Here is a 15782-nt window from a genome sequence, read left to right on the forward strand (position 1 = left end):
CCCAACCGCAGGCCGGCAAGTCCGAGCCAGGTGGCTTTGCCGAGCCCTCTGACGTGCTCGACGGTCGCCAGGAGGTCCTGCAGCCAGTCGGCCGGAGTGAACTGCCCGAAGTCGCCCTCGCTATCGCCGCAACCCCGGTAGTCGAAGCGCACCACACGGTAGCCGTCGGCGCACAGGCCTCGGGCGAGGTCGGTCAAGGGCCGATGGGCACACTTCTTCTCCTCGGCGAAGGGATCGCAGAGGATCAGCACTCGCCCGGTCGGCTCCGCAGGTTCGTACCAGAGCCCGTGCAACCGCAGGCCGCCGCTGGGGATCTGGAGGATCCGCTGCTCCATGGGGCCGTTCCTTCCTCAGCCCTCTCCCCGGACCCCGCGACGGGCCGGGGCCCCAGGCCTTCATACAGCAAAACACCCGGACCGTCACCGGCCCGGGAGGCAGGTCGTCCGCAGGGCTATTCGCTGCGCTTCTTCTCAACGAACTCGGCGATGTTGCTCACGGTCGAGAAGGTCTCGACGTTGAAGTCGTCTTCCTCGAGGGTGATCTCGAACTCGTCCTCCAGGCCCACGATGATCTCGAAGAGGTTCACCGAGTCGATGCTGTACTCGTCCATCAGGTTCTCTTCGTCCTCGATGTCCTCGGGGGCTACGTTGAGGAAGAGCCGCTCCACGATCATCTTCTTCAGTTGCAGCTTCAGGTCATCTGCCATCAGAGGGGTCCTCCGTTGCTGCACAAATCACAAACCTGTGGTTGTTTCCCCCTCGCCGGCCTCCTCACCTCTGCGGACACGCAGACACTCCCACGAGATGTGCTGGTCTCGCGCGAGTGCTCCTGGTGCCTGCTCTCTTGGTCTACTGGACGCCCTCTGCGGCCCGGCGGTTCTAGAGCTGTACCTTGAAGACCTGGCTGCACTCGTCCTGATAGGTGCCAAGATCGAAGCGGATTACAACGGTGTACTGGCCTGACGGCCCGGCTACTCGCCCGGAGTAGCTGCAACTGCCGCCTCACCCAAACTCAAGGGCGCCGGTGTGCACCAACTCACCCTTGGCGGAGTACACCTTCACCTTGCCGCCGGACTCACCCGTGCCGGAGAAGCCGGACAGCTTCTGCCCCCAGTTCGTACCCGGCGCCGCCGTCACCTCGATGCGGCCACCCTTGCTGACGGTGCACTCGGCGTTGGCCTGCATCCGGCCGCCGATCTTGCGTGCCTTCCCTACCGGGGAGGTCGCGGGGAAGTCCGCCAGGCTCAAGGACATCTCGCGACCGCCGCCCAGATCGACGGTTGCTGACCCGTACCTGCCTCCGCCCCTCTCAGGGTCCACAGCCATCACGAGAGTCCCGCTGGGACGGATGAACCACACTCGCCCGACGGTAGGCAGGTAGCCGTTCAGCATCGTGAAGGCTGCGGGCTTCCCACGGGCGTCAACGAAGTCGCAGGAGACCCTGGTGGTCTGCCCCGGCACCGGCGCCACTGTGAGCTTCGTCCACGTAGCGTCAGATGTCACCTCGCGCAGCTCACCGGCGATACCAAGGTACTTGGAGTTGCCCGGCAGCTCACAGCTCTGGCGCTTGCCGTCGCCGTTCTCGTCGAGCCACAGGGACTCGTGACAGGGAGCCGCATAGACGTCACAAGAGCCGCTCTGTCGAGGCACCCGCGCTCGCACGGCAGCGGAAGTCGTCGCACGGAACTGCCCATAGACGCCGCCCTTCTGAAGGGTCAGCACCAGCCGCGCGTCCTGGTACACCTTGGGCGACTTCGGGCGGAACTCGAAGGTCTGGGCGGTCTTCTCAGTGCCCGACAGAAGCTTACCGGCGACCACCGGGTCGTCGTCGGTCTGCCCGTTACCGTTGGCATCGATCGCGAGGAGAGCCCTGGGCGCCTTGCCGCTTTGGGTCACCCAGACTCGCACCTGGATTGCGCGCGCTGACCGGTAGAGGACACCCTCGAGTTCCCGAAGCTCAGACGGCTGGACGGCCGTCTCAGGTGGGCTCGCGTAGCCACAGCTTTCCTGCCACTCCTCGGCCAACTGGACCTTCTCGAGCGCGTACTCACCGGTCTTCAGCGGCCCGGTGCCACCTGCCGCCCAACCCGGCCAAGCCCATAGACACAACGCCAGAAGAACAGTCCCCCGTGCTGTCATCCGACCCGTCACCTCCAACCCTCGTCATGGCCTTACCGTCAAGGTGCGCTTGTGTGTCGCTGGGAACTCATTCCGGCGCCGACATCGGTTCCATCGCCCGCCGGTCTCCCACGGTGTAGCTGGTCTCGCCGACTACTGTCCCAGCATACTCCCCGGTCTCCCAGGTCGCCCTTATCCGCAGCCCGTCGCCGGTCTTGACCTTGGGGGCTCGCACGGAGCCCTGGCAGGAGCCGCCTCACCCAAACTCGGCGTTGCCCTGCCCGATGACCGTGCCCGCCTTGTCGAGGACCTCCAGCTTGACCTTTGCCGCCCCCGAAGCGCCCTGGGCCCCGGTAAAGAGATGGTCCTTCGGGGTAAGCGCCTGAGTGGACACGATCAGGTCCCAACTGCTCACGCTCGCGCTCGTCTGGGGGACGACTCCTGTGACAACCCCGCCAGGGCTTGGCCCTGCGGAGGGCGAGGCGTAGTCGACCTTTACCTCGACACGCAAGGGCCCGCCGAGAACCACTTCCGACTTCCCAGCGGGGATGTTGACCGCCTCCCGCGTCGAGAAACCCCACGCTGGCCCTTTCTCGCCAGCCGAAAGGGTGTAGCTGAGGTCCACCTTGTCCGGCGGCCCGTCATAGCGCTCTGTTGCCCCGGTACGATAGGAGAGGAGGTCCTCGCTATGCAGCAGCAAGTCCACAGGGGTCACGCGCCTGCCTCTGCCGTCGGTGCCGATCAGCGTCGCCTCTGCACGCGGCCCGGTGTAGGGCGTGAAGGTGAGTTCGGTGCCGTCGGCCACCATCGCTGTTGTGTACCATCTGCCGTCCAGCTCACGGTACTTCAGGAGCGGCCAGACTTCGGGGCCGAGGTCCACTTTCCCATCGTTGTTGGTGTCGGTCCAGAGCATGTCGCCCTGGCTGCGCGGTGTCAGGCCGAAGAGGGCGTCGCCTCCCCCATCCATGACAGCAATCGCCACCGACTTGTCACCCAGCCTTATCCGCCCCCGCATGCAGGTCTGGGGATCGAGCAGGACGTACGGTCTGGCCTCCGCGGTGCGCTGGCTCGTAACGTAGGTGATGAACTTGAGCTGGAAGCGGTAGGGACGCTCGAAGGCGGAGCCATCTTCGCGCCGATAGGTCACAGGCTGGACGATCGTCGGGGTCACGGACATCCCCGTTCTGGTCGTCCCCCGCATCTCCGGCTCAGCAGGGAAGGCCGCCCACCCGTCAGGCGGCCGGCCGCCTTCTGTGTCGAGGTAGACCGTATACACGGGGCGCTTGTTAGCGTCGAGACCGGTGCGGACGATGGCGAGGGACAGGGGCTTGCCGTCACCCAGGCGGAACCCACCATACCATACGTACTTGCCCCAGGAGGCCGGTGCCTTCGCGAGGCCCGCCGGGGCCTCTGCGCTAAGTGCGACAGGGGCGTAACCGTACCCGTAACCTCCCACCACCAGTGCCCCGCTCATGGAGCAGGTGATGACCCCGGGCGGTTCGTCAGCCTGGCAACCTAACACCGGCAACAGCAGCACCCCGACCAGCATCAGCACACCGATCACCTCGTGTCTGCGAACTGTTACGGTTTCGCACTGCCACTTGCTCTCATGGCGTACCCTTATGGTTCTAGAGCAGCGGCGGGACGCCTGTTGCCTCCAGCGGACGGGTCTCGAGGTCGGCCCACTTGCAGTCCTCGTCAGCCGGCCCGTCCTCCTGCTCAAACCTGTGCCGCCAGCGACGCTTGAACTCCAGCCCGTTACGGATCGTGGTCCGCTTGAAGGCCATGCCCCCGGAGCGGGCTGTGGTCGTATTCTCGAAGTGGTACATCTCGGCCCTGGGCGTGTACAGCACTCGCCAGCCCTGCTCGCGAGCCCGGTAGCACAGGTCGAAGTCCTCGAACTGGGCGGGGTTGAACACCTCGTCGAGACCGCCCAGAGCTTCGGTGATCTCCCGCTTCATCAGCCAGCAGGCGCTGATGAGGCACTGCACCTCGCAGTCGACGTTGAAGGCCGGCGTATCGATAGCTGCGCCGCGGCCGCGATACTGAACCCGGCCGGTGCGAGAGATCGCCGCGCCTGCACATTCTATGTTGTAGGGCTCAAAAGGATAGACCAACTTCGGCCCTACAATCCCGTTTTTCGCCTCCTGCGACAGCGACTCCTGCAAGGTTCCGAGCCAGTTTCGGCTGCGCGTCACCAGGTCATTGTCGCAGAAGGCCACCAGGGGCTCGCCTGCTCGCTCAAGGCCCTGATTCCGCGCGGTACAGGCACCCACGTTGCTGTCGTTCGCTACCAGCTCATATCGAAGGCCGCGCTCGGCTGCTAAGGACGGGAACTGCTCACCCAGGTACTCGCGAGTGCCGTCCGTCGACCCGTTGTCGATGCACAGAATCTGCGTCGGCAGCGGATCGGAGGCCAGCAGGCTCTCCAGACACAGCCGGGAGTAAGGCAGCTTGTTGTGATGTACGATGATGACGCTGATGGGTGCGTGCATGGGCCTCCTCACTGGACTCGTCGATCGCGCTTTGGCAGCGGGGGTTTGAGTCCTCGGGCGACGCCAGGGTTCAACAGAACATGGAGTCCAGCAGGCTCAGGCCTGTCTGCACCATCATCTCGCCCGCAACGGGCGAAAGTTGGCTGGAAGTCGCCGGCCGCTGCTCGTAGCCGCCACCGGCAAAGGCCTCGCGAGTGGGTACGTAGCCGACGATGCCATTGGCCAGCTCCACCACAAAGGTACGAGCCGCCGGGGAGTTCAGCTTCGTCTCCAGACCGTACTCGACGAAGATCTCGCCGGGGTAGGTCACGATTCCAACGTCTCCCAGCCGGAAGGCCTGGATCGGAGCCGGGAAGGTGGGCTCGGTGCGCCACTCTTCCTGCATCTCGAAGGCAAGCCTGGCGTAGATGGCGTCGTGGAACTCGGCCTTGTCGCCCAGTTCGCGAGTGGCAGCCGCCCAGGCCATGAGCTCCTTCGTGAGCCGTCGTCGCGGCATCTGGACCTCGACGAAGCGCGAGTCCAGGTGCCACTGGTCGGAGTACTCCAGGCCTTCCTCGATCTGCTGCACATCCTTCGCCAGGCGTTCCCCCATGTATTGGGCCCACCGATGGCCCCGGTCGTTGCGCTCGGGATCGTAGACGTCGATCTGGCACAGATTCCCGCAGCAACCATTGGCGAACAGCGCCGTGTAGCCCTCACCGTACCTCGTCTGCATCGCAGCGGCGAAGTAGCCCGGGTAATCCGCCGACACCTCGGCGCCACCCAGCACGTTGACATGGCACGCGAAGTTCAGCAGGCATCCCAGGGGCTCACCGGCGGCCGTCCTGGCGGAGAGCACGCCGACCTCGGGGTCCACTCTGCCCTCCTGATAGAGGATGTCCGTGCTGCCCTTGGGCGGGTGCATGAGCACCTGCCGAGTGCTGCGCATCATGAAGCGGCGGTTGAAGGACAGCTTACCCTCAAAGCCCCAGCCGATCCCAAGGGTGCCGGGGACGCGAGACTCCCACGCGTGGATCGCGGCCTCAGAGATCCACTCCGGGAGCCGGTCGACGTACTCGGGATCGGGGTCCATCTGGAAGATGCGACTCGTCGCCGGTCCCGTGTGCGTGTGAGTGGCACTTACCATGACGCCCTCGGCGGGCGCTTTCGTCTGGGCGCTGATACGTTCCTTGGCGGCGAGAACCGTGACCCGCTTGATGGAGAGCAGGTCGCAGGTTACGAGGATCAGCGGGTGCTCGCCGTTGTCGATCGCCATGGCCCGAGCGTACAGCGGGTCATGGATACCCTCGGCTCGCCGGTCATTGAAGAACCCGGCCATGCGCGTGCCCAGGGGTGGAGTGATCTCTACCTGTGAGAAGCCGAGCCGAAGGGACATCCCTACATCGCTCCTTGCGCGGATTGCCTGAGCTGCGGCCGGGCGGCTACTGCCACGGTCCGGGGATGATCGTGAAGGGCACGCTGTACTGGGCCAGACGCCCCTGGCTGCCCAGGAGTTCCGTCCGCAGGGAGTAGCTGCCCGCAGGAAGGTCCGCCGTGCCCACGTTCATGAACAGCGAGGTGCCCTCCAGGTCCTTCACCGTGGTCTCCTGCAGCGTCTTGCCGCCGGAGAGGACCGTGAGCTTGAGGCTGGAGGTCCGCTGGAGTCTGCGCCCCAAGTTGAGGCTCCCGGTGAGGTCAAAACCAGGCCAGCCTGCGAGCAACTCGACGCGTGGCGAGGATAGCTCCAGGGGAGTGCCGAGCGACGCCCGCAAGGGGATCACCAGCGGGGCGTCGGCGATCGGTGTGACCCGGTCGCGCAGGCTCTGCGAGTCGCTGCGGGTGAGACGGCGACCCGTAGCAGGCTCCTGCCGGGCGTCGTTCTCGCTGATCCAGCGGCTCAGCGGCAGCAGCTCGAGCAGCACCTGTGCAGTCCCCTGGCGCGAGAGTTCGTAGGGGACCTCGATCTGGGTCGTTCCGGCGCCCAGGAGGTATCTTGCCGAGGGCTGAGAGCCCGAATCTCGCCCGGCGAGGTAGGCCCGCATCGCTACCTCGGCCACAAGTCCGGGGTTCGCCAGCGTCACCAGGAGACGGTTGTCGCCCCAGGCTGCCGGGCTCTGCTGAACTGCGACCGGAGTCAGTGGCGAGGGGTTCATGAGGAGCTTCCCGAAGCGACCGGGTACGTTGAACCCTCGGAGGGTCGGTGACCAGCACCCATACTCGACCCCGGAGGGTATCCTCCGCGTGCGGTTGAGATTCACACCCCACACGCTGGAGGACGGGCCCAGTTCGGATAGTGGGATGGCCATCTCCACGCACCAGCCCTCGGCGCAAGGGGCTGCAGCGGCCTGCCAGCGAGGGTTCCAGTTGACGTCCTCGACCTTGTCGGCCGGCTCGCGCTGCTGAGCAGCAGGATCGGCGCTGCGGAAGGCATGTCGGCTGTCGCGGCGGGTCCCGAGGCTGTTCACCATGAAGTGCAGATAGGTCTGCTGGTCGCAGTCGGGGTCGAGGAAGACCTCGACCGAGTCGTCAGACCACACCGGGCCGTCGTGGTCCTTCACGGTGGCCTGCAGCGACTTCATCTCGTCTTCCCAGCACCTGAAGGCCACGTAGAGGTTGGCTGCATCGCGACCGATCCAGGCCTGCGTTCGGTGCTTGTTGGTGGAGCCGTCCTGCCCCACGAGGTCGCTGATCTGGAAGGCCTTGTCCCAGGCCCCGTCAAGCTTGCCGTCGATGACGGGAAGGGTCGACAGAAACGGAGCCTGTCCGACCGGCAGGGCAGGCTGGTAGGCCTCTTCCGCGCCGGACACTCGGGTCTCGATCTGCGGCTGAGGAGGGGTCTTGGAGGAGGGCATCGGGGCCGGGATCTGCGCCGGTCGCCCACTAAGCATTTCGCCGCAGTCCAGCAGGCGCGAGGCGATCTTCCAGCGTGCGACCTGGGCCTGGGCGCTCGTCAGCGGGCCATACTGCACTCGCGTGCCCTTCGGCCCGTCCACATGGCCGTCGATCCAGGGGAGGCCCTGCAGGATCGTCTCGAGTTCGCGGTCGGAACGCTCGGCGAGGGCCGTGGCAGCGGGCTTCCCGAGCTTGCGAATGTCCTTAGCCGCCATGCGCAGCGTACTCGCGTAGCGCAGATCGTCGACGCCCTCCCGGATGCCCTCCCACTGCAAGGTGGGCACCAGGGGCGGCCTACCGTCCGGTGAGGGATACGTGATGCAGGCGTCCTTGGGCTCGCGGCCGGTGCCGTCGAAGTCGTCATAGGGCTTCTGGTTGGGGCGCTGGAAGGTCCAGGCCCAGGCTCCGTCCGCGCCGGTCTTGTCAAGCAGGAAGCCGCTGTAGTGCCGGTTCACGGCCATGTTGCCTTCCTGGCCGGTGTAGCAGCCGCTTCCGTACCACCAGTAGGTGGCCTTCGCCGCCTCGCAGTCATCGCGGCGAGCCCGGGCATCCTCCGCCGAACCGGCACAGAAGCCGATCCCGTAGCAGCGGACGTCCAGAAAGGGCGACAACACTTCATTTGTGAACTTCACGTCGGCGGTGGTGAAGGTGCGGAACCCGGCTTCGTGCAGGATCCGCAGCGTCTGGGCCGCTTCACCTTCGGTAGCGGGGTGTCCACCGGGCTCGTCGACCGTGTGATAGACGAACTCGGGCCATCCCCGAGCTTTGCGCAGGTCCTCGATCTGCCGCACGACCTCTACGAGCATGCGCGAGAACTCAGGACCATAGTCGTCGGCCGACTGGCCCAGCAGCTTGTGCACGAGGCTGGTGATGCCCTGACAACTGGCGACCACGGGACCGCCCAGACCACCCAGCTTGTACAGGTCCATGTAGCGCTCGAAGCGGCTCATGTCGGACTTCAGCTTGCCCTCCACCAGGGTGAAGGTGCTGTGGCGCAGCGGGTACATCATGGCGCAGGTGATGCCGTGGTCGCGCCAGTCGCGGACCTCCTTCAGTATCTCGCCTTCAGAGTAGGTCTCCCAGCGCCCTGTATCCGGCCACAGACCCCAGACCTTGTTCGCCGGAGCCAGGAGTCGCAGTGGAAGGACGCGCAGCCTGAAGGGCACCAGCGCTGTCTGGTCGTCTGCCACGACGCGAACATACCCCTCATATAGGCCCGGCAGGGCCGCTTCGGGTACTCTCACGGTTACCCAGAACTGCTGGAGAGCCCCTGCGGGAAGAGACAGGTTGGCGGGCTGCTCCAGAAGCTCGGGAATCTCGTAGTACCTCTTGGTGGCCCAGGAGGTGCGCTGCTTCCAGATGCGCACGGCACGGACGTCGACCACACTGGCCGGCAAGGAGGCCTTTGACGGGCCGATGAACTGCCCGGCCTGGACGCTGATTCGACTCAGTGCGCGAGTGGTGTAGATGCCGAAGGTCGCCGGCTCGATCTCTCCCTGTGATGCGAAGGCCTGCATCGGCCGGTCAATCTCGCTGCGGGTCGGAAAGGCCAGGGGGCCGATGCCGTCCAGCTCCGAGGGCACGAAGGTCACCCAGCCACGCTTCGCTTCGGCCTCGGTGAGGACGGGCTGCGGTCGCTCGGCACCCCAGGGCACGCGGGTGAAGGTGACCCCGTCACGCTGGAAGGTATCCGCAGGAGCAACCGCCGCAAAGGATGGCAGGAACAGTAGTATGCCAAGAAGGCAGAGGTTACGACACGTCATGGTGGACCTCCGTACGGGGAACGGGGGGAATCGGGAGCCAGAGGCGGACGACCCTTGAGCGACCTGCCCGGCAGCTCCCCAGCATGCCGGCTACTTCCTCACCTGGCCCTTCTCGACCTGCCCGCCGCGAGGAGGACGGCCCCGGCACACTGAGGATACCGCGTGCCGACGTGGCCGGTGTGGTCCTCCCGGCCTCCGATCCGGGCCTTACCACGAGTCTTCGGGCGCGTTACGAGGACAAAGGTCTCACCTGAGTCTGCGGCGAAAGACTATATGTTATATGTCTATGCGGGCACTTGGGGCCGCGCAAGCTGCGACGCCTACTTCGTTCCGTTCTCTGAGGTCTTCGACGACTCGCTGCGATAGCCGCTCAGGAAGGCCACCCGACGAACCATCCACACTCACAGGAGGCGGCAGAATGGTCACACGCCTGCCGATTGCCACCCATCAGCGCGAGCAGTTCCTCAAGGTCACCGATCAGGTCGCGGAAGTCCTCAGAGAGTCAGGCGTTCAGAGCGGCGTTTGCACCCTCTTCGTCCCGCATACCACAGCGGCCATCACCATCAACGAAAACGCAGACCCCGATGTCGTCTCCGACATGCTGGAGGGTCTGCGCTGTATCGTGCCCCACCATCAGGACTTCTACCGTCACGCGGAGGGCAACTCCGACGCCCACATCAAAACCAGTCTCCTGGGTACCTCCGTCCAGATACTGATCGAGAACGGCAAGCTCCTGCTCGGCCAGTGGCAAGGCATCTACTTCTGCGAGTTCGACGGGCCCCGGTCGCGCAGGCTGTGGGTCAAGATTGCCGCTGACTGACGTGCCTGCCTAGACCAAGCTCTCCCAACCGAGGAGCTTCACCAGGGCCTGAGTTCCCTCATCGCCCAGTCCTTCCATGGTCGCCGCGCCGAAGAGGCGTGTCGTCAGCTCCGTACCTGCGAACCCGCCGCCGAGCGTCTGCATCTCCTCGGAGGCGATGCGCAGGTCCTTGGCCTGCAGCCGGATCATGAAACCGGGCGCCCAGTCCCCGGCGATCATCTTGGGGCCGAGGCTCGAGAGCATCCAGCTCCCTGCGGCGCCGCTGGACACCACCGAATGTACCGTCTCGAGGTCCAGGCCGGAGCGCTGTGCGAACAGCAGGCCCTCGCTGGCCGCGAGGATATTCAGGGCACAGATAACCTGGTTGACCGCCTTGACACGCTGACCGTTGCCATGGCCGCCGCAGTAGACGATGTTGCGGCCCATGGCCTCGAAGGCCGGCTTCACGCGGTCAAACACCTCGCGCTTGCCTCCACACATGATGGTCAGTGTTCCCTCAACAGCCCCGGACTGTCCACCCGATACCGGTGCGTCCAGCATCTCGATACCGTCGGCCTCGAGCATCCCGGCGAATTCCTCGGTCGCCCCGGGCGAGATCGTGCTCATGTCCACCACAATCTGCCCGCGGCTGAGCCCTTCGGCGAGTCCGCCCTCGGCAAAGAGCACTGCCTCGACGTCTGGAGTGTCACTTACGCACAGGAACACGATCTCGGCCCCGGCGGCCGTCTCGGGAAGACTGCGTGCCACCTTTGCCCCGGCCTCCTGCAGCGGCCGGCACTTCTCAGCGCTGCGGTTCCACACCGTGACCTCATGTCCGGCCTTGAGCAGGTTCGCCGCCATCGCGGAACCCATGATGCCCATTCCGGCAAAAGCTAGCTTCATCGTGCACACTCCCTTGTTGTGAACTGCAACGCACAGGGAATGACGCGGAGTACCTGGACGAGGTGTCTACGCCACACCCGGCACGAGCCTTACGCGGCCCCGGAGGGGTTGAAGCGGTAGCCCACCCCGTGGACGGTCTCAATGCGGTCGGCGAGGAGAGGAACCTTCGCCCGCAGACGCCGGACGTGGATGTCCACGGTCCGGTCGCCACCGAAGTAGTCGTCGCCCCAAACCGCTGCGAGGATCTGGTCGCGACTCACAACGGCTCCGGAAGTCTCGACGAAGTACTGCAGCAGGGCGAACTCCTTGTAGGTCAGGCTGACCGGGACGCCCTGGTAGCGCACGTGCATGGCCTCGCAGTCGATCGTGAGATCGCCGATCTTCACCACGGCTGGGGTGCCGGCATCGTCACGCCGCCACAGCAGCAACTGCAACCGCAGTGCCGCCTCGGCAGCATCGCAGGGCAGAATCAGCACGTCGTCGGCACCCGAATCCAGGGGGTACTCGTCGATTACCGCGGCGTCCAGGACGGCCAGGACCGGCAACTGCTCACCGGTAGGGTGCTTGCGAATCGCCTGGCAAGTCGCGATGCCGGATAGCACGTCACGCCCAAAGTGTACGACCGCAAGAGTGACGTCGCGATCGTACAAGGCGTCGCGCAGATCCCGCGGGGTATCGACCTCGCACTGGGCGAGGCGGAGCCTGCTGATGGCTTCGGTCAGGACGGGAAGAAGTCGGCCGTGGACCGCGTACAGGAGCGCACAACGCTGTACCGTGCCGCCCTGAAGACGGCGCGGTACAGCAATCCCGCGACTAGTAGGCGTAGAGCTGGCCATAGGGGCGCGTCGTCTGCGACGTGATCCGGGTGAAGGGAACTGAGAGTACCTCGGCCACCTTCAGACCGAATTGCGCGCAGTACGGCGTAAGCACTTCCTTCAGAGTGGCGGTGTCCTCCTCCGTCGCCGCCTCGACCGCGACGCCCTTGCGGACATGGTCAGCCGGCACTTCTCCACGGATGTAGATCGTACCACCGTGCATGCCCGTGGCACAATACCGACCGACGATCGGCTCACCCGCGGGTAGGTCGAGGCCCAGCACCACGAGCTTCCCTCCGGCCAGGTACTCGCCGAAGAAGTCCCGTACGCGGCCGCCGATGATCACCACGGGCTCGCGATCCTCATAGGACTTCATGTGGATGCCGACCCGATAGCCCGCGTTGCCACGGATGTAGACACGGCCGCCGCGCATCGAGTAGCCGAGGACGTCACCCGCATGCCCCGGAACGATCACTGCGCCGTCGTCCATGGTGTTGGCGATCCCGTCCTGGGCGTTCTCGGAGCAGTAGATCCTCGGCCCGCTCATGAAGGCGCCCAGATCGTTGCCGGGAATGCCCTCGATCCGAACTGTGATCGGCTTGTCTATCCCGGAGCCGATGTAGCGGTGGCCGCAGACGTTCATGAGGTCGAACTCGGTCTCTCCGTCCGCCACCGCAGCCTTGATCTGTTCGTTCAGTTGCCGGTAATGAAGTCCCGATGCATCGATTCTCATACTTCGATCCCTGGCCCGCTGACCATATGCTTGCGGTAGTTCTTGGGCAAGGACAGCAGCCCGAGGTCCCGCTCGATCAGCTTCTGTTTGAAGGACGATACGTCGATCCCCTGACGAATGAGACCTGTGATGATCCCCGCGCGGTCGATGTCGCCAACGAATACCGCGCCCACGATCCGGTTCTCGTAGAGGAACATGCGTCGGTAGGCCTTGCCGTCCGGCGACCGGTACTCCAAGGACTCGGCCCCCTGCGGAGGGCTGATGAGACCGACGGAGATGGTCGGCAGCCCACAGACCTGGATCGAGTTCATCGGGATGCTGCCGATGTAGGTCTCGTCGGCACCGGCCATGTTCCAGCCTGCGATCTCGCCCTGCATGTAGGCGCCGGGCCAGATGGCAATCGGACGCCGATCGTTGAGCAGCGGGTCGAAGGCCTCGGCCACGTCACCGGCGGCATACACCTCGGGGTCGCTGGTCCGCATGTGGTCGTCGACCAGAATCCCGCGGTTGACCGCCAGCTCTGCCTGCTGGGCGAGCGCCGTGTTGGGCCGCACGCCGACCGCCATCACCACGATCTGCGCCGGGACTCGTGAGCCGGTGTCCAGGGTGACGCTCTGGACCTTGCCATTGCTTCCGCCGACGCTGGTGGCCGCTGCGGAGGTGACGACGCGGACGCCGTGCTCCTCAAGCGACTGTCGGGCCATCTGGGAGCCGGTCTCGTCCAGAGCCTGCGCCAGAACACGGTCCATCAGCTCTACCATGGTTGTGTCCAGGCCCAGGTAGGTGAGGGCTTCGGCGACCTTAACGCCGATCATGCCGCCGCCAACAATGACGGCCTGGCGGACTGCGTTGGTCTTGATGTACTCGCGCACCCGGCACATGTCGTCGAAGCGTGTGAAGGTGAAGACGCCCTCGAGGTCTTTGCCCGGAACGTTGGGCACAATGGGAATGCCGCCCGTGGCGACCAGGAGCTTGCCATAGCCCAGCACGGTGCCGCTGGCCAGGGTCAGCTCATGGGCCTTCGTATCCAGGGCAGTTGCTTCCTGGCCCAGGTACGTGTCGGCCTTCATCTTGGTGTACAGGTCGCGCGGCCGATAGTTGATGCGCTCTTCCGGTACCTTGCCTGCCAGCACATAACTGATCAGGGGCGAGCAGTAGGCCTGGTTGAGTTGGTCGGAGACGATGGCGACAGTGCCCTCGCTGTCCCGCTCACGAAGTGACTCCAGGCAAGCGATGCCCGCGGTGGAGTTCCCCAGGATGACATAGTCGTAGCGCTTGCTACTCATAGACCAACGCCTCGTTTGGACAGTGAGCCACGCAAGCCGGCTTCTCGCCGCCCTTGCACAGGTCGCACTTGGAGGCTACACGTCCCTTTTCTTTGTCAATCTGGATTGCGCCGAAGGGACACACCATCACACAACTCCAACACCCCACGCACTTCTCGTCATCATGCATGATCGCCCCGGTCTCCGGGTCCCGCGTCATGGCTCCGGAGATACAGGCAGCCACACAGGGCGCGTCGTCACAGTGTCGGCATTGCAGGGCGAAGGAGATTGCACCGTCCTCCTCGACCCGCACTGCCGGTTCCGGGCGATCTGCGGCCTCGGACTCGGAAAACGCCTTCACCAGAGTCTGGTGTCCCGAGTGCTGGAAGATGCAGTAGATCTCGCATAGCCGGCACCCGATGCAGTACTCCTCTTTGGCATAGATCCTCTTCATGGTAGGCTCCAATTCCCACGGCGAACACGGCCGCGTTGCACTGGGGGGCGACTACTAGACACCCGCCGGGTCCACCTCAAGAATCTCCATCTCCTCCTTCGTCAGACCCACTCCTCGCAGCATCTCACGGTTGCCGCGCAGGCTGTCGATGCTGTTCATCCCCATGCCGCCCAGCATCTCTTTCATCTCCAGCGCCCAAGCCCGAAGCAGGTTCGATGCCCGGCGCGTCCCGATCTCTGGGTTCAACCGCTTGGTCAGATACGGGTCCTGGGTCGCGATGCCCCAGGTGCACTTACCCGTGTAGCACTTCTGGCACATGTGGCAGCCAAGAGCGATGAGCGCTGAGGTGCCGATGTAGACCGCGTCGGCGCCGAGGGCAATCGCCTTGATGATGTCCGCGCTGTTCCGGAAGCCGCCGGCTGCCACCAGTGAGGCCTGGTTCCGGATTCCTTCCGCCCGCAGCCGCGAGTCGACCGCGGCGAGAGCGAACTCAATCGGGATCCCCACGTTGTCCCGGATGACCGTCGGCGTCGCGCCGCTGCCGCCTCGGACCCCGTCAATGGCCACGATGTCCGCACCCGCACGCACCGCCCCACTGGCAATTGGGACCACGTTGTTGACCGCGGCGATCTTCACCGAGATCGGTTTCGTGTAGTTGGTGGCCTCTTTCAGCGCATAGATGAGCTGCTTGAGGTCCTCGATGGAGTAGATATCGTGGTGCGGAGCCGGCGAGATGGCGTCTGAACCCACCGGGATCATGCGGGTCGCCGAGATCTCCGCGGTAACCTTCTCACCCGGCAAGTGGCCGCCAATGCCCGGCTTGGCGCCCTGACCGATCTTGATCTCCACGGCCGCGGCGACGTCGAGGTATTCGGGTGTGACGCCGAAACGCCCGGAAGCTACCTGGACAATCGCGTGGTCGGCGTAGGGGTACAGGTCCTTGTGCAGGCCGCCCTCCCCGCTGTTGAAGAAGGTGCCCGCGTTCTGCGCCGCCCGGGCCAGGGAGATGATCGCGTTGTAGCTGATCGAACCATAGGACATGGCCGAGAACATCACCGGGACTTCGAGCTCCAGCAGTGGCCCGACCTCGGTCACGAGACGGCCTTCCTCATCGAACTCGAGGTGATCCGGCTTCTGGCCCAGGTAGGTCCGCAGCTCCATCGGCTCCCGCAAGGGGTCGATGGACGGGTTCGTGACCTGCGAGGCGTTGAGGACCAGATTGTCCCAGTAGACCCGGTAGGCCTTGTCGGTACCCATGCCCGTGAGGAGCATCCCGCCGGTCTCCGCCTGCCTGGCGATTGCGCGCTGTGCCGACAGGCTCCAGTTCGGGTGCGATCGGCCGGTGAGTTGCCGCTCGACGACCGTGAGCGCCCCCGTCGGACACAGGGTCACACAGCGCTGGCAGCCGACGCACTTGGAGCAGTCCGTGCTGACCTTGCCGTCCTCGGGATCGATCCGCTGGGCATCATAGGAGCATTGTCGGGTGCACACGCCGCACCCAATGCAAAGGTCCGCATCTCGTGTGACCGTGAATTCCGAATGGATCGTCGATAGTGCCACTGTAACT

Annotated in this window: 15 protein-coding genes; 1 reads left to right on the plus strand and 14 read right to left on the minus strand. The window is 65.0% G+C overall.

Translation table 11 applies throughout. The annotated features are described in order from the left end of the window. From ABFE16_02565 to ABFE16_02600, 8 genes are all read right to left on the minus strand, one after another. A partial coding sequence (locus ABFE16_02565) for a hypothetical protein (protein ID MEN6344155.1) occupies positions 1-335 on the minus strand: 335 nt, incomplete at its 3' end. 116 nt (positions 336-451) lie between these two features. Beyond that, positions 452-706, minus strand: a complete 255-nt coding sequence (locus tag ABFE16_02570) for a phosphopantetheine-binding protein (protein ID MEN6344156.1) — start codon at positions 704-706, stop codon at positions 452-454. 295 nt (positions 707-1001) lie between these two features. Further along, on the minus strand, positions 1002-2138 hold the full coding sequence (locus ABFE16_02575) for a hypothetical protein (protein MEN6344157.1): 1137 nt from the start codon (positions 2136-2138) through the stop codon (positions 1002-1004). A gap of 67 nt (positions 2139-2205) precedes the next feature. Beyond that, on the minus strand, positions 2206-2352 hold the full coding sequence (locus ABFE16_02580; GenBank protein MEN6344158.1) for a hypothetical protein: 147 nt from the start codon (positions 2350-2352) through the stop codon (positions 2206-2208). A gap of 21 nt (positions 2353-2373) precedes the next feature. Continuing rightward, positions 2374-3672 (minus strand): hypothetical protein, encoded by a 1299-nt coding sequence (locus ABFE16_02585; protein MEN6344159.1) that lies wholly within the window; start codon positions 3670-3672, stop codon positions 2374-2376. Positions 3673-3745: 73 nt separating this feature from the next. Further along, positions 3746-4612: a glycosyltransferase family 2 protein gene (locus ABFE16_02590; protein ID MEN6344160.1), complete on the minus strand. Its 867-nt coding sequence runs from the start codon at positions 4610-4612 to the stop codon at positions 3746-3748. Positions 4613-4682: 70 nt separating this feature from the next. Further along, complete coding sequence (locus tag ABFE16_02595) at positions 4683-5987, minus strand: neutral/alkaline non-lysosomal ceramidase N-terminal domain-containing protein (GenBank protein MEN6344161.1); 1305 nt, start codon at positions 5985-5987, stop codon at positions 4683-4685. Positions 5988-6033: 46 nt separating this feature from the next. Next, positions 6034-9246 (minus strand): sugar-binding protein, encoded by a 3213-nt coding sequence (locus ABFE16_02600; GenBank protein ID MEN6344162.1) that lies wholly within the window; start codon positions 9244-9246, stop codon positions 6034-6036. Between the two features lie 418 nt (positions 9247-9664). Between ABFE16_02600 and ABFE16_02605 the strand changes: the two genes are divergently transcribed. Beyond that, positions 9665-10066 carry a secondary thiamine-phosphate synthase enzyme YjbQ gene (locus ABFE16_02605; protein MEN6344163.1) on the plus strand — a complete coding sequence of 134 codons (402 nt, stop codon included), beginning with the start codon at positions 9665-9667 and terminating at the stop codon, positions 10064-10066. 9 nt (positions 10067-10075) lie between these two features. Here ABFE16_02605 and ABFE16_02610 read toward each other — a convergent pair whose 3' ends face one another. The 6 genes from ABFE16_02610 to ABFE16_02635 all read right to left on the minus strand — a co-directional run bounded on the left by ABFE16_02610 (position 10076) and on the right by ABFE16_02635 (position 15775). Then, positions 10076-10948 (minus strand): NAD(P)-dependent oxidoreductase, encoded by an 873-nt coding sequence (locus tag ABFE16_02610; protein ID MEN6344164.1) that lies wholly within the window; start codon positions 10946-10948, stop codon positions 10076-10078. 89 nt (positions 10949-11037) lie between these two features. Continuing rightward, complete coding sequence (locus ABFE16_02615) at positions 11038-11784, minus strand: response regulator transcription factor (GenBank protein MEN6344165.1); 747 nt, start codon at positions 11782-11784, stop codon at positions 11038-11040. Next, a complete protein-coding gene (locus ABFE16_02620; protein MEN6344166.1) occupies positions 11762-12496 on the minus strand; it encodes a hypothetical protein in 735 nt (244 codons plus the stop codon). The genes ABFE16_02615 and ABFE16_02620 overlap by 23 nt, the downstream gene beginning before the upstream one ends. Next, positions 12493-13782, minus strand: coding sequence for an FAD-dependent oxidoreductase (locus tag ABFE16_02625; protein MEN6344167.1), 1290 nt, complete (start codon positions 13780-13782; stop codon positions 12493-12495). The genes ABFE16_02620 and ABFE16_02625 overlap by 4 nt, the downstream gene beginning before the upstream one ends. Then, positions 13775-14215, minus strand: a complete 441-nt coding sequence (locus ABFE16_02630; protein ID MEN6344168.1) for a 4Fe-4S dicluster domain-containing protein — start codon at positions 14213-14215, stop codon at positions 13775-13777. The genes ABFE16_02625 and ABFE16_02630 overlap by 8 nt, the downstream gene beginning before the upstream one ends. A gap of 54 nt (positions 14216-14269) precedes the next feature. After that, positions 14270-15775 (minus strand): glutamate synthase-related protein, encoded by a 1506-nt coding sequence (locus ABFE16_02635; GenBank protein MEN6344169.1) that lies wholly within the window; start codon positions 15773-15775, stop codon positions 14270-14272. Between the last annotated feature and the right edge of the window lie 7 nt (positions 15776-15782).

The organism is Armatimonadia bacterium (assembly GCA_039679385.1).
Classification (GTDB): domain Bacteria; phylum Armatimonadota; class Zipacnadia; order Zipacnadales; family JABUFB01; genus JAJFTQ01.